The organism is Streptomyces sp. SP18CS02, from assembly GCF_036322365.1.
Lineage (GTDB): Bacteria > Actinomycetota > Actinomycetes > Streptomycetales > Streptomycetaceae > Streptomyces.
Window position 1 is genome coordinate 266,983 of the sequence record NZ_JAQYXC010000266.1, and the last position, 13,273, is coordinate 280,255.

Genomic DNA, 13,273 nt, shown 5'->3' on the forward strand with positions numbered 1-13,273 from the left:
CCGTGGTCGGAGATAGCGCACACGCTCGATACCCTGGACACCATGAAGTCGCACCAGACCGCCCAGACGATGAAGCCCGCGACCGCGGCGAAGAAGCTGGGTGTGTACCTCGAGGCCACCCCCGCAGAGTTCCAGGAGGGTGTCGTCTCGCGCACCGAGCTGAACGCGCTGCAGTCCGACCCGCCCGAGTGGCTGGTGGAACTGCGCCGCAACGGCCCCCACCCCCGCCCGGTGGTCGCGGCGAAGCTGGGCGTCTCCATCGCCGGCCTCGCCCGCGGCGGCATCACCGAGGCGCTCACCACGGAGCAGATCGACGCGCTGAAGAAGGACCTTCCCGAGTGGCTCCAGAAGGAGCGGGCCACCCAGGCAGAGGTCCGCAAGGAAGCGGCGCGCATCAAGGAGAAGAACGCGGAGCGCGGCGAGGGTTCAGGCGCCCCGCGTTCCTGACCCCCTGGAGGCCGTGCCCGGCCGTGGAGAAGCCCGGATGTCCCTGTGGACGTCCGGGCTTCTCGGCGACCGGGGGGACGCGGTCCATGGCCCCGACGGGTCCCGGCCGGCCGCCGCCCGTCCTCGCCTCCCGACGCCGTGTGCCGTGCGGGCCCTCGGCGATCCGGCCGGAAACCGTCCGCATACCTTTGCATAAAACTGCAGAGATGCGTATAGTCATGCCATCGATGAGGAGGGTCCGATGGCAGTACGAGCAGCAGTGGCGGGTGCGAGCGGGTACGCGGGCGGCGAGGTGCTGCGCCTGCTCCTCGGTCACCCCGAGGTCGAGATCGGCGCCCTGACCGGCAACTCGAACGTGGGCCAGCGGCTCGGGACGCTCCAGCCCCACCTGGTGCCGCTCGCCGGACGTGTGCTGGAGGCGACCGAGGCCAAGGTGCTGGCGGGGCACGACGTGGTCTTCCTCGCCCTGCCGCACGGCCAGTCCGCCGCAGTCGCCGAACAGCTCGGCGACGAGGTGCTCGTCGTCGACATGGGCGCCGACTTCCGGCTGCGGGACGCGGCCGACTGGGAAGCCTTCTACGGCTCGCCGCACGCCGGTACCTGGCCCTACGGCCTCCCGGAGCTGCCCGGCGCACGGGCCGCGCTGGCGGGGACCAGGCGGATCGCGGTGCCCGGCTGCTACCCCACGGCGGTGTCGCTGGCGCTCTGCCCCGCGTACGGGAACGGCCTGGTCGAGGCGGACGCGGTGATCGTCGCCGCCACCGGCACCTCGGGGGCGGGCAAGGCGCTCAAACCGCATCTGCTGGGCTCCGAGGTCATGGGGTCCATGTCGCCGTACGGCGTCGGCGGAGGCCACCGCCACACCCCCGAGATGATCCAGAACCTGAGTGCGTCGGCCGGCGAGCGGGTCACCGTCTCCTTCACGCCGACACTCGCCCCGATGGCCCGCGGCATCCTCGCCACGTGCAGCGCGAAGGCCGCGCCCGGCACGACGGCCGACGCGGTGCGGGCGGCCTACGAGAAGGCGTACGCCGACGAGCCGTTCGTCCAGCTCCTGCCGGAGGGCCAGTGGCCCGCCACCGCGTCGGTGTACGGCTCCAACGCCGTTCACGTCCAGGTGGCGTACGACGAGGCAGCGCGGCGGGTGATCGCGATCAGCGCCATCGACAACCTGACGAAGGGCACCGCGGGCGGCGCGGTGCAGAGCATGAACATCGCTCTCGGGCTTCCCGAGGGCACGGGGCTCTCCGCGGTGGGGATCGCCCCGTGAGCCAGGGGTACCGCCCAGCGGCAGCTGGGGGAGGACGCGCGGCCGACGGGCCGCTGATGAGGACGACGGGCGCGCCTTCGGGGCGTGCCGGCGACAGCGACACCGGCCGTGACCGCGGCGGGGCGAGGGGAGAAGCACAGTGAGTGTCACGGCGGCCAAGGGATTCACGGCGGCGGGTATCGCCGCCGGGATCAAGGAGAGCGGCAACCCCGACCTGGCCCTCGTGGTCAACAACGGACCCCGCCGCACGGCTGCGGGCGTCTTCACCTCCAACCGCGTCAAGGCCGCGCCGGTGCTCTGGTCCGAGCAGGTCGTCAAGGGCGGCGAGCTGGCCGCGGTGGTGCTCAACTCCGGTGGCGCCAACGCGTGCACCGGCCCCAAGGGCTTCCAGGACACCCACGCCACGGCCGAGAAGGCCGCCGAGGTGCTGGAGGTCGGCGCCGGCCAGGTCGCGGTCGCGTCCACCGGGCTGATCGGCGTGCTGCTTCCCATGGACAAGCTGCTGCCGGGCGTGGAGAAGGCGGCGAAGGAGCTCTCCGCGCACGGGGGCGAGAAGGCCGCCATCGCGATCAAGACCACCGACACGGTGCACAAGACGTCCGTGGTCACCCGGGACGGCTGGACGGTGGGCGGCATGGCCAAGGGCGCGGGCATGCTCGCACCCGGTCTTGCCACCATGCTGGTCGTCCTCACCACGGACGCCGATCTGGACGCTCCCACCCTGGACCGGGCCCTGCGGGACGCGACCCGTCTCACCTTCGACCGGGTCGACTCCGACGGCTGCATGTCGACGAACGACACGGTGCTGCTGCTGGCGTCGGGGGCGGCCGGGGTCTCTCCCGCCTACGCCGAGTTCGCCGAGGCGGTCCGGGCGGTGTGCGACGACCTCGCCCGCCAGCTGATCGGTGACGCGGAGGGTGCCAGCAAGGACATCCGCATCGAGGTGGTGAACGCGGCCAGCGAGGAGGACGCCGTGGAGGTCGGGCGTTCCATCGCGCGGAACAACCTGCTGAAGTGCGCCATCCACGGCGAGGACCCCAACTGGGGACGGGTGCTGTCCGCCATCGGTACGACCGGTGCCGTCTTCGAGCCCGACCGGCTGAACGTCGCCATCAACGACGTCTGGGTCTGCAGGAACGGGTCCGTGGGCGAGGACCGGGACCTCGTCGACATGCGCTACCGCGAGGTGCGGATCACCGCCGACCTGGCGGCCGGAAACGAGTCGGCGGTCATCTGGGCCAACGACCTCACCGCCGACTACGTCCACGAGAACAGCGCGTACAGCTCATGAGCACACGAAAGCACACCGCACTGCCGAAGGCGCAGATCCTCATCGAGGCCCTGCCCTGGCTGACCCGCCATCACGGCAGGACCGTGGTCATCAAGTTCGGCGGCAACGCCATGATCGACGAGGACCTGAAGGCCGCCTTCGCCCAGGACGTCGTCTTCCTGCGGCACGCCGGTCTGAAGCCCGTCGTGGTGCACGGCGGCGGCCCGCAGATCAGCGCCCAGCTCGACCGGCACGGCCTGGTCAGCGAGTTCAAGGCCGGACTGCGGGTGACGACGCCCGAGGCGATGGACGTCGTGCGCATGGTCCTCGCCGGCCAGGTCCAGCGCGAGCTCGTCGGCCTGCTCAACCAGCACGGCCCGCTGGCCGTCGGTCTCACCGGTGAGGACGCCCACACCATCACCGCCACCAAGCACCGGCCACGCATCGAGGGCGAACTGGTCGACATCGGCCGGGTCGGCGAGATCACGGCCATCGACACCGGCGCGATCGAGGCGCTGCTCGCCGACGGCCGCATCCCGGTCGTCTCCTCGATCGCCCGCTCCCAGGACGACGGACATGTCTACAACGTCAATGCTGATACGGCGGCTGCGGCACTCGCTGCGGCGCTGGGCGCCGAGACGCTGATGGTCCTCACGGACGTCGAGGGCCTCTACGAGGACTGGCCCCACAGCGACGAGGTCATCAGCCGCCTCACCGCCACCCAGCTGGAGAGACTGCTGCCCGATCTCTCCAGCGGCATGGTCCCGAAGATGGAGGGCTGTCTGCACGCCGTGCGCAACGGGGTCACCACCGCCCGGGTGATCGACGGCCGTGTCCAGCACTCGATCCTTCTGGAGATCTTCACCGACGAGGGCATCGGCACCATGGTCGTGCCGGACGAGCAGGAGGAGGCCCAGTGAGCAACGAGGGACTGCGGCAGCGCTGGCAGGGCGCGCTGATGGACAACTACGGCACACCGAAGCTCTCCCTGGTGCGCGGCGCGGGCGCGCGGGTCTGGGACGCGGACGGTACCGAGTACCTCGACTTCGTCGGCGGTATCGCGGTGAACGCGCTGGGCCACGCCCACCCCGCCGTCGTCGAGGCGGTCTCCACGCAGATCGCCTCCCTGGGCCACGTCTCGAACCTCTTCGTCGCCGAGCCGCCCGTCGCGCTCGCCGAGCGGCTGCTCCAGCTGTTCGGCCGTCCGGGCCGGGTCTTCTTCTGCAACTCCGGTGCCGAGGCGAACGAGGCCGCCTTCAAGATCGGCCGGCTGACGGGCCGTACCCGTATGGTCGCCACCACCGGGGGCTTCCACGGCCGCACCATGGGTTCGCTCTCCCTCACCGGCCAGCCCGGCAAACAGCAGCCCTTCCTGCCGCTGCCCGGCGATGTCACGCATGTGCCCTTCGGGGACGCCGACGCGCTGCGCGCGGCCGTCACCGAGGACACCGCGTTCGTGATCATCGAGCCGATCCAGGGCGAGAACGGTGTGGTCGTGCCGCCCAAGGGCTATCTGCGGGCAGCCCGCGAGATCACCCGGGCCACCGGCACCCTGCTCGTCCTCGACGAGGTGCAGACCGGTATCGGCCGCTGCGGCCAGTGGTTCGAGCACCAGGCGCACGGTGTGGAGCCGGACATCGTCACCCTGGCCAAGGGGCTGGGCGGCGGACTGCCGATCGGCGCGACCGTCGCGTTCGGCGAGACGGCCGAGCTGCTGAAGCCCGGCCAGCACGGCACCACCTTCGGCGGCAACCCCGTGGCGTGCGCCGCCGGACTCGCCGTACTGGACACGCTCGCGGCGGGGGCGGCGCTGGACGAGGTGAAGCGTCTCGGCGAGAAACTGCGCAACGGAATCGAGGGGCTGGGCCACCCGCTGGTCTCCCACGTCCGTGGTGCGGGCCTTCTGCTGGGTATCGTGCTCACCGAGCCCCTCGCACCCCGGGTGCAGCAGGCGGCTCAGGACGCCGGACTCCTGGTGAATGCGCCCGCCCCCGATGTCGTGCGGCTCATGCCGCCGCTGATCATCGGCGACGAAGAGGTGGACGCCTTCCTCCGGGCGCTGCCGGGCGTCCTCAGCACCGTGCACGGGGAAGGACAAGCCGGAGAATGAGACGACGATGACCGATGCGCAGGACACCGAGAACGGCGGGCCGTCCGTTCCGCAGACCCGCACGGCACGCCACCGCCGGATCGTGGACATCCTCAACCGGCAGCCGGTGCGCTCGCAGAGCCAGCTCGCCAAGCTCCTCGCGGACGACGGACTGAGCGTCACCCAGGCGACGCTCTCACGCGACCTCGACGAGCTGGGCGCGGTGAAGATCCGCAACACCGGCGGCGAGCTGATCTACGCGGTGCCCAGCGAGGGCGGCTTCCGCACCCCGCAGGCGCCGCTCGGCGAGTCGGCCAAGGAGGAGCGCATGCGGCGCCTCTCCGGCGAACTGCTGATCGCGGCGGAGGCGTCGGCCAACCTGGTCGTCCTCCGTACGCCGCCGGGTGCCGCGCAGTTCCTCGCCTCGGCCATCGACCAGGCCGAACTGCACGCGATCCTCGGTACCATCGCGGGCGACGACACGCTGCTGCTCATCTCCCGTGACCCGGCGGGCGGACAGGCCCTCGCCGACCACCTGCTGCGGCTGGCCCAGAAGGACCGTTAGGGAGTGTCTTCTCGACCGGCCCGGCAGGATCCGGACGAGAGGCCCTGACGGGCCGTCGCGACGGGCGTCCCCCGCCTTCCGGGCGTGGGGCGCCCTTTCGCTCGCACGGCCCGGACGCCACCCGGGGCCTCTCCTGACGGGCGGTCAGTCCTCCCGCCGGGCCCGGTGCGCCATCCAGGCCGCCACCAGGGCGCCCGAGACGTTGTGCCACACGGAGAACACCGCCGACGGCAGCGCGGCCAGCGGGCTGAAGTGGGCGGTGGCCAGCGACGCGGCCAGACCGGAGTTCTGCATGCCCACCTCGAACGCCATCGCCCGGCTGGCCGGCCCTCCGAGGCCGGCGAGCCTGCCCGCCCCGTAACCGAGCGTCAGCCCCAGCCCGTTGTGCAGCACCACGGCGAGCAGCACCACGAGCGCGGCCGACCTGATGGCGGCCGCGCTGCCGGCCACGACGACCGCCACGATGACCGCGATGGTCGCGGCGGACAGCCAGGGCAGGGCGCCCATCGCCCGGTCCACGTGACGGCCCGCCAGGAGCCGTACGGCGAGACCGGCGAGCACCGGCAGCAGCACGGTCTTGAGGATGTCGGCGACCATCGCGCCCGCGTCGACCGGCAGGTACTCGCCCGCCAGCAGCAGCGTCAGCGGGGGAGTGACCAGCGGGGCGAGGACCGTCGAGACGGTGGCGACCGAGACGGACAGCGCCACGTCGCCGCGGGCCAGATAGGTGACCACGTTGGACGCGGTCCCGCTGGGCGCGCAGCCGACCAGGATCACGCCCGCGGCCAGCTGCGGCGGCAGATCGAGGGCATGGGCGATCAGCCAGCCCAGCCCCGGCATGATCACGTAGTGCGCGACCAGGCCCAGCCCGACCGCCCACGGCCGGCGGGCGACGCCCCGGAAGTCCTCCGGCGACATCGTCAGGCCCATGCAGAACATCACGACGCCGAGCAGATACGGCACGGACGTCTTCCACCCGTCGAAGGTCCCCGGGGTCAGGAGGCCGACGGCGCCCGCGGCCAGCACGAGGACCGGGAAGACGGTCACCGCCCGCCGTGCGGCGCGGTCGGCGGGGCGGGGAATCCGAGAAGGGCTCAACTGTTCGCTCTGCACGCCGTGATGCAACGCCCGTCCCGGCGGGGAGCGCAAGACCGTCTCGATATGTGGTTGCTACACAGGGTTCCGCGGCGCACTGCGTGGCGCGCGTCCGGGCCGGCGCGTGGACGGCTCGGCCGACGGCCGGTGCCGGGCGGCCGGACGGGGGGCGGACCCCGGGGCTGGACTCAGTAGCGGGTGATCGCCGTCGGCCCCCCGTCCGTGCCGATCGCGATGTGCGGATTCCGGTGCGGCCGGACCCAGGCCAGGATCCGCGCCATGGCGTCCTCGGACACGGACACGCAGCCGGCCGTCGAGCCCTCGCCGTGGACGTGCAGGAAGATCCCGGCGCCGCGGCCGCGCACCGGCCGGTGGTAGTTGAAGCCGATCACCAGCGCGTGTCTGTACTGGGGGTCGTACGAGACCAACCGCTCGGACTCGGCCGCGCGGCAGTGCCGGGGCAGTCCTTCCACCCAGCGGTTGTAGGAGAGCGACCGGTTGTCCTGGCACCACCAGGAATCGCGGGTGACCGGGCGGTGGGCGACCCGGGTGCCCGACGGTGCGGCCGCGATGCCGAACGCGAACGGCAGGTCGTACAGGCCCGTCGGGGTCGTGGACGTGCCCTGCCGGCGCAGGACGCCCTCGACCAGGCCGCCCGAGCCGAACCGCGCCGAGGCGGACCCGGCCCTCACCCATCGCCCCCGGTGCCGGTCCCACCAGGTCACCGTCCCCGTCGTGGAACGGATGCCCGCGGCCCGGGCGGTGATGAGCTGCGACCCGCCACCGGTGTCGTCCATCCGCTCGGGCAGCGTCCGGCGCTGCTCGCCGCCCACGCCGGGACGGCCGGTCCCGGCAGCGGTCCCCGTGGCGGTTCCGGCGGCGGCGACGGCTCCGGCGGCCAGGAGCAGCAGGGCGGAGCCGAGTGCGAGTGCGGGGCGCATGGTCCAGGACCGTACGCACGCCCGTGTCCCGCCGCCCGCCACCACGCCCGCGCTGCTCCGTATGCGGGGATCCCGTACTTCCCCGGGGACGTGAAGGTCCGGTGATGCGGGTGACCGGCGGCGTCCGGCGGCCGCCTCGGCCGGTCCGGGGCGGCGGGAGCGGCGGCGCCGGTCACGCTGTTCGCGCGGACCGGCGGCCGTCTCCGGGGCGTTCCGGCCTCCGAGGGGGCGCGTTGACAAAACATACGGAGGACTGCATAGTTATACCCGTCAGTGAATGCACCGTAAGGAGAATCCCGTGACCGAGCGCGTCGTACTCGCCTACTCGGGCGGCCTGGACACCTCCGTCGCCATCGGCTGGATCGCCGAGGAGACGGGTGCCGAGGTCATCGCCGTCGCCGTGGACGTCGGCCAGGGCGGCGAGGACCTGGACGTCATCCGCAAGCGTGCGCTCGCCTGCGGTGCGGTCGAGGCCGAGGTCGCGGACGCCCGGGACGAGTTCGCGAACGAGTACTGCCTCCCCGCGATCAAGGCCAACGCCCTGTACATGGACCGCTACCCGCTGGTCTCGGCGCTCTCCCGGCCCACGATCGTCAAGCACCTGGTGGCCGCGGCCCACAAGCACAACGCCTCGATCGTGGCCCACGGCTGCACCGGCAAGGGCAACGACCAGGTCCGCTTCGAGGCCGGCATCGCCGCCCTCGGCCCCGACCTGAAGTGCATCGCCCCGGTCCGTGACTACGCGATGACCCGGGACAAGGCGATCGCCTTCGCCGAGAAGGCCGACCTCCCGATCGCCACCACGAAGAAGTCCCCGTACTCCATCGACCAGAACGTCTTCGGCCGGGCCGTCGAGACCGGCTTCCTCGAGGACATCTGGAACGCGCCGATCGAGGACATCTACGAGTACACCTCCAACCCCGCCACGCCGCGCGAGGCCGATGAGGTCGTCATCTCCTTCAAGGAGGGTGTCCCGGTCGCCATCGACGGCAAGCCCGTCAGCGTCCTCCAGGCGATCCAGCAGCTCAACGAGCGGGCCGGCGCCCAGGGCATCGGCCGGATCGACATGGTGGAGGACCGGCTCGTCGGCATCAAGTCCCGCGAGGTGTACGAGGCGCCGGGCGCGATCGCGCTGATCACCGCCCACCAGGAGCTGGAGAACGTCACCGTCGAGCGCGAGCTGGCCCGCTACAAGCGGCAGGTCGAGCAGCGCTGGGGCGAGATGGTCTACGACGGCCTGTGGTTCTCCCCGCTCAAGCGCGCCCTGGACGGCTTCATCAACGAGGCCAACCAGCACGTCACCGGTGACATCCGGATGACCCTGCACGGCGGTCGCGCCGTGGTCACCGGCCGGAAGTCGGACCAGTCGCTGTACGACTTCAACCTGGCGACGTACGACTCGGGCGACACGTTCGACCAGTCCAAGGCGCAGGGCTTCATCGACATCTTCAGCCTCTCGTCGAAGATCGCCGCCAAGCGCGACCTGGCCTGATCCGCCCTGTGCACAACCGCCTCCCGGCCCGCACGGCGGGGAGGCGGCCCTCCCTCCCCGGGCGCGGCCGCGGGGGAGGGCCCCACCTCCACCCTCTTGAGGAGCTTGAGCTGTGAGCAGCAACAACGGTGACGTCCGGCTGTGGGGCGGCCGCTTCGCCGACGGTCCGGCCGAGGCGCTGGCGAAGCTGTCGGCGTCGGTGCACTTCGACTGGCGCCTCGCGCCGTACGACATCGCCGGTTCGCGCGCCCACGCCCGTGTGCTGCACAAGGCGGGCCTGCTCACCGAGGACGAACTGACGCGCATGCTGGCCGGGCTGGACCGGCTCGAAGCGGACGTGGCCGCGGGCGACTTTGTCGGCACGATCGCCGACGAGGACGTCCACACCGCCCTGGAGCGGGGCCTGCTGGAGCGGCTCGGGGCGGACCTCGGCGGCAAGCTGCGGGCCGGCCGGTCCCGCAACGACCAGGTCGCCACGCTCTTCCGGATGTACCTGCGCGACCACGCCCGGATCATCGGCGGCCTCGTCGCCGAGCTGCAGGACGCGCTGGTCGGCCTGGCCGAGGCCCACCCCGACGTCGCGATGCCGGGCCGTACGCATCTCCAGCACGCGCAGCCGGTCCTCTTCGCCCACCATGTGCTCGCCCATGTGCAGTCCCTCTCCCGGGACGCCGAGCGGCTGCGGCAGTGGGACAAGCGCACGGCGGTCTCGCCCTACGGCTCCGGCGCGCTGGCCGGCTCCTCGCTGGGTCTCGACCCGGAGGCCGTCGCCAAGGACCTCGGCTTCGAGAACGGCAGCGCGGGCAACTCGATCGACGGCACGGCCTCGCGGGACTTCGTCGCCGAGTTCGCCTTCATCACCGCGATGATCGGTGTCAACCTCTCCCGGATCGCCGAGGAGGTCATCATCTGGAACACGAAGGAGTTCTCCTTCGTGACCCTGCACGACGCCTTCTCCACCGGCTCGTCGATCATGCCGCAGAAGAAGAACCCGGACATCGCCGAGCTCGCGCGCGGCAAGTCCGGCCGCCTCATCGGCAACCTGACGGGCCTGCTCGCCACGCTCAAGGCCCTTCCGCTCGCGTACAACCGAGACCTCCAGGAGGACAAGGAGCCGGTCTTCGACTCCTGCGACCAGCTGGAGGTCCTGCTGCCCGCCTTCACCGGCATGATGGCCACGCTGACCGTCAACCGCGAGCGGATGGAGGAGCTGGCCCCGGCCGGGTTCTCGCTCGCCACCGACATCGCGGAGTGGCTGGTCAAGCAGGGCGTGCCGTTCCGGGTCGCGCACGAGGTCGCGGGCGAGTGCGTCAAGGAGTGCGAGGCCCGGGGGATCGAGCTGGACCAGCTCACCGACGAGCAGTTCGCCAAGATCTCCGAGCACCTCACCCCCGAGGTCCGTACCGTCCTGAACGTGCCGGGCGCCCTCGCCTCCCGCGACGGCCGGGGCGGTACCGCTCCCTCCGCCGTCGCCGTGCAGCTCGCCGAGGTCAAGGCCGACCTGGTGATCCAGCACGCCTGGGCCACCGCCAAGAAGTAACCGCACCGGCGTCACCTGCTGCTCCCCCTGCGCGGGTCGTACACGGCGTGATGTCGCCGTCCACCCGGGCGAACGGCCGCGAGGCCGCGCACTCCACGACACATGGCGTCTTCCGGAAGGTCCCGCGAGGGGCCTTTCCGCGTATCCGGGGCCGCTCGCCGCCGGGGCCCCGGGCGGCCCGAGGTGCGGACCCGTCCTCCCCCGCGCCCTGGAGGGCTCGGGGCACCGGCTCGCCTCCGCTCTTCCCGGTCGTCGCCCGCGCCGGATCGCAGACGTGGCGGGTGCGGGCACCCTGGCCCGTACACGGGTCGAGTCGTACCCGCGGCGGTTCCGTCCTGCCCAGGGCGCTCCTTTCCCCGGTCCGGTGAGGCGTCGAAGCATCGAGTGAGACATGAATGTCTCATTCGGTGTATGGTTGTCTCATGTCAGTCGACCGTACCCAGATGCTCCGCGCCGCCGCAGCTCTGCTCTCCCGGAAATCGACCGCCACCATGGACGAGGTCGCGCGGGCCGCCGGCATCGGCCGTGCCACCCTGCACCGGCACTTCGCCGGGCGGGACGCGCTGGTCAGGGCGCTGGAGGAGATGGGCATCCAGGAGTTCGAGGCCGCCCTCGACGCCGCGCACCTCCACGAGGGGCCGGCCGACCAGGCGCTGCGCAGACTGGTCGCCGAGGCCGAGCCCTGCGCCCAGCTGCTGGCCTTCCTCGTCACCGAGAACCAGCTCTTCGAGGGCGACCAGGTCAACGAGGGCTGGGCCAGGCTCGACGCCAGGGTCGGCGCCCTGTTCCGGCGCGGCCAGGAGGAAGGCACCTTCCGGATCGATCTGAGCCCTGCCTGGCTCACCGAGGCCCTCTACGGCCTCATCGGCACCTGTGCCTGGTCCGTCATGGACGGGCGGGTCGCCGCCAACGACTTTCAGTACATGATCACCGAGCTGCTGCTCGGCGGCGCACGACGGAGCGTGGAGACATGAGCGGGACCCGGCACGCGAGCACGATGACGGCGACGGAGGCGGAGACGAAGAGCCCCGGGCGCTGGCTCGCGCTCTCCGTGCTCGTCCTGGCCGTCCTGCTGGTCGCGGTCGACGCCACCGTGCTCGGGCTGGCCACACCCTCGCTCAGCGAGGACCTCAAGCCGTCGGGGACCCAGCTCCTGTGGATCGGCGACATCTACTCCTTCGTCATCGCCGGACTGCTCGTCTCCATGGGCTCCCTCGGCGACCGGATCGGCCGCAAGAAGCTCCTGCTGACCGGCGCGACCGCCTTCGGCGCCGTCTCGGTCCTCAACGCGTACGCCACCAGCCCCGAGATGATGATCGTGGCCCGAGCGCTGCTCGGTGTGGCCGGCGCGACCCTGATGCCGTCGACCCTCGCGCTGATCCGCAACATCTTCCACGACCCCAGGGAGCGCAGCCTCGCCATCGGCATCTGGGGCGCCACCGCCTCGGCGGGTGCCGCCATCGGGCCGGTGATCGGCGGAGCACTGCTCCAGCACTTCTACTGGGGCTCGGTCTTCCTCATCAACCTGCCCGTGATGGCCGTTCTGGTCCTGGTCGGCGTCAAGCTGCTGCCCGAGTCCAAGAACCCCGTCGCCGGCCCCTGGGACCTGGCAAGCGTCGGCCTCTCGCTCGTCGGTGTCATCGGCGTCGTCTACGCGGTGAAGGAAGTCGCAGCCCACGGCCCGACCTGGGAGGTCGCCGTGGCCCTCGCCATCGGCGTGGCCACCCTGTACGCCTTCGTCCGCCGCCAGTACGCGCTGAGCGCGCCGCTGCTCGACATGCGGCTGTTCAGGCACCGGGGTTTCTCGGGGGCCGTCCTGGCCGATCTGCTCACCGTCTTCGGGCTCTCCGGACTGGTCTTCTTCCTCTCCCAGTTCCTGCAGCTCGTCCAGGGCCGTGAGCCGCTGGAGGCCGGACTGGCCGAACTCCCCGCCGCCGCGGGCGCCGTGGTCACCGGTCTGATCGCGGGCCGCTACGCCCGGCGGTACTCGGTCCGCACCGTGGTGGCCGGAGGTCTGGGGGCGATCGGCGTCGCGCTCGCCGTCATCACCCTCGTGCACCGGGAGACCGGCTACCCGCTGCTGGGCGCGGCCCTCCTGGTCGTCGGCCTCGGCGCCGGCTTCTCCTTCACCGTCACCGCCGACGTGATCCTCTCCAGCGTCCCCAAGGAGCAGGCGGGGTCGGCCTCGGCGGTCTCCGAGACGGCGTACGAACTGGGCGCGGCGCTCGGCATCGCGATCCTGGGCTCCATCGTGACCGGCGTCTACCGGGACTTCGCGACCCCGCCGGACGTGCCGGCCCCGATCGCCTCGGCGGCCCATGAGTCACTGGGGGGCGCCGTGGAGGCGGCCCAGGGCCTGCCGGACGCCACGGCCACCGCCCTGGTCACCGCCGCGCAGGACGCGTTCGCCGAGGGGCTGCGCATAGCGGCGGGCGTCGGCGCGGCCGTGCTGATGGCGACGGCGGTCGCGGCCTGGTTCCTGCTGCGGGGCCAGAAGCTGGAGAACGGCGTCGGACATCCGTGACCGGACGACGTAAAGGGCCGCGCCCCTCGGGGCGCGGCCC

Annotated in this window: 12 protein-coding genes; 10 read left to right on the plus strand and 2 right to left on the minus strand. The window is 72.0% G+C overall.

Annotated features, from left to right (window positions below; translation table 11 throughout):
- Positions 1 to 42: 42 nt before the first annotated feature.
- The 6 genes from PUR26_RS08965 to PUR26_RS08990 all read left to right on the plus strand — a co-directional run bounded on the left by PUR26_RS08965 (position 43) and on the right by PUR26_RS08990 (position 5,641).
- The gene (locus PUR26_RS08965) at positions 43 to 447 is read left to right on the plus strand and encodes a DUF5997 family protein (protein WP_329870916.1); all 405 of its coding nucleotides are present in this window, start codon (positions 43 to 45) and stop codon (positions 445 to 447) included.
- A gap of 241 nt (positions 448 to 688) precedes the next feature.
- Positions 689 to 1,717: an N-acetyl-gamma-glutamyl-phosphate reductase gene (argC, locus tag PUR26_RS08970; RefSeq protein ID WP_329870918.1), complete on the plus strand. Its 1,029-nt coding sequence runs from the start codon at positions 689 to 691 to the stop codon at positions 1,715 to 1,717.
- A gap of 139 nt (positions 1,718 to 1,856) precedes the next feature.
- Entirely contained in the window at positions 1,857 to 3,008 is a 1,152-nt protein-coding gene (gene argJ, locus PUR26_RS08975; protein WP_329870919.1) for a bifunctional glutamate N-acetyltransferase/amino-acid acetyltransferase ArgJ, read from the plus strand.
- Positions 3,005 to 3,907 (plus strand): acetylglutamate kinase, encoded by a 903-nt coding sequence (gene argB / locus PUR26_RS08980; RefSeq protein WP_329870921.1) that lies wholly within the window; start codon positions 3,005 to 3,007, stop codon positions 3,905 to 3,907. Before argJ ends, argB begins: the two co-directional genes overlap by 4 nt.
- Positions 3,904 to 5,097, plus strand: a complete 1,194-nt coding sequence (locus PUR26_RS08985; protein ID WP_329870923.1) for an acetylornithine transaminase — start codon at positions 3,904 to 3,906, stop codon at positions 5,095 to 5,097. Before argB ends, PUR26_RS08985 begins: the two co-directional genes overlap by 4 nt.
- A gap of 7 nt (positions 5,098 to 5,104) precedes the next feature.
- A complete protein-coding gene (locus PUR26_RS08990) occupies positions 5,105 to 5,641 on the plus strand; it encodes an arginine repressor (RefSeq protein WP_329870925.1) in 537 nt (178 codons plus the stop codon).
- A gap of 144 nt (positions 5,642 to 5,785) precedes the next feature.
- Here the strand turns inward: PUR26_RS08990 and PUR26_RS08995 are convergent, their stop codons facing one another.
- Positions 5,786 to 6,754, minus strand: coding sequence for a bile acid:sodium symporter family protein (locus PUR26_RS08995; RefSeq protein WP_329870926.1), 969 nt, complete (start codon positions 6,752 to 6,754; stop codon positions 5,786 to 5,788).
- Positions 6,755 to 6,924: 170 nt separating this feature from the next.
- Positions 6,925 to 7,677 (minus strand): L,D-transpeptidase family protein, encoded by a 753-nt coding sequence (locus tag PUR26_RS09000; RefSeq protein WP_329870928.1) that lies wholly within the window; start codon positions 7,675 to 7,677, stop codon positions 6,925 to 6,927.
- 298 nt (positions 7,678 to 7,975) lie between these two features.
- On the opposite strand from PUR26_RS09000, the gene PUR26_RS09005 reads away from it, so the two are divergent.
- From PUR26_RS09005 to PUR26_RS09020, 4 genes are all read left to right on the plus strand, one after another.
- A complete protein-coding gene (locus PUR26_RS09005) occupies positions 7,976 to 9,169 on the plus strand; it encodes an argininosuccinate synthase (protein ID WP_329870930.1) in 1,194 nt (397 codons plus the stop codon).
- 112 nt (positions 9,170 to 9,281) lie between these two features.
- Positions 9,282 to 10,709, plus strand: a complete 1,428-nt coding sequence (argH, locus tag PUR26_RS09010; RefSeq protein ID WP_329870932.1) for an argininosuccinate lyase — start codon at positions 9,282 to 9,284, stop codon at positions 10,707 to 10,709.
- Between the two features lie 422 nt (positions 10,710 to 11,131).
- On the plus strand, positions 11,132 to 11,683 hold the full coding sequence (locus PUR26_RS09015) for a TetR/AcrR family transcriptional regulator (protein WP_329870934.1): 552 nt from the start codon (positions 11,132 to 11,134) through the stop codon (positions 11,681 to 11,683).
- The gene (locus PUR26_RS09020) at positions 11,680 to 13,233 is read left to right on the plus strand and encodes an MFS transporter (protein ID WP_329870936.1); all 1,554 of its coding nucleotides are present in this window, start codon (positions 11,680 to 11,682) and stop codon (positions 13,231 to 13,233) included. The genes PUR26_RS09015 and PUR26_RS09020 overlap by 4 nt, the downstream gene beginning before the upstream one ends.
- Positions 13,234 to 13,273 lie beyond the last annotated feature (40 nt).

Bases quoted from the DNA above. Each gene is read 5' to 3' on its own strand.
- PUR26_RS08965 (WP_329870916.1), top strand. From the start codon at position 43: ATGAAGTCGCACCAGACCGCCCAGACGATGAAGCCCGCGACCGCGGCG.
- argC (WP_329870918.1), top strand. From the start codon at position 689: ATGGCAGTACGAGCAGCAGTGGCGGGTGCGAGCGGGTACGCGGGCGGC.
- argB (WP_329870921.1), top strand. From the start codon at position 3,005: ATGAGCACACGAAAGCACACCGCACTGCCGAAGGCGCAGATCCTCATC.
- PUR26_RS08990 (WP_329870925.1), top strand. From the start codon at position 5,105: ATGACCGATGCGCAGGACACCGAGAACGGCGGGCCGTCCGTTCCGCAG.
- PUR26_RS09000 (WP_329870928.1), bottom strand. From the start codon at position 7,677: ATGCGCCCCGCACTCGCACTCGGCTCCGCCCTGCTGCTCCTGGCCGCC.
- PUR26_RS09015 (WP_329870934.1), top strand. From the start codon at position 11,132: ATGTCAGTCGACCGTACCCAGATGCTCCGCGCCGCCGCAGCTCTGCTC.
- PUR26_RS09020 (WP_329870936.1), top strand. From the start codon at position 11,680: ATGAGCGGGACCCGGCACGCGAGCACGATGACGGCGACGGAGGCGGAG.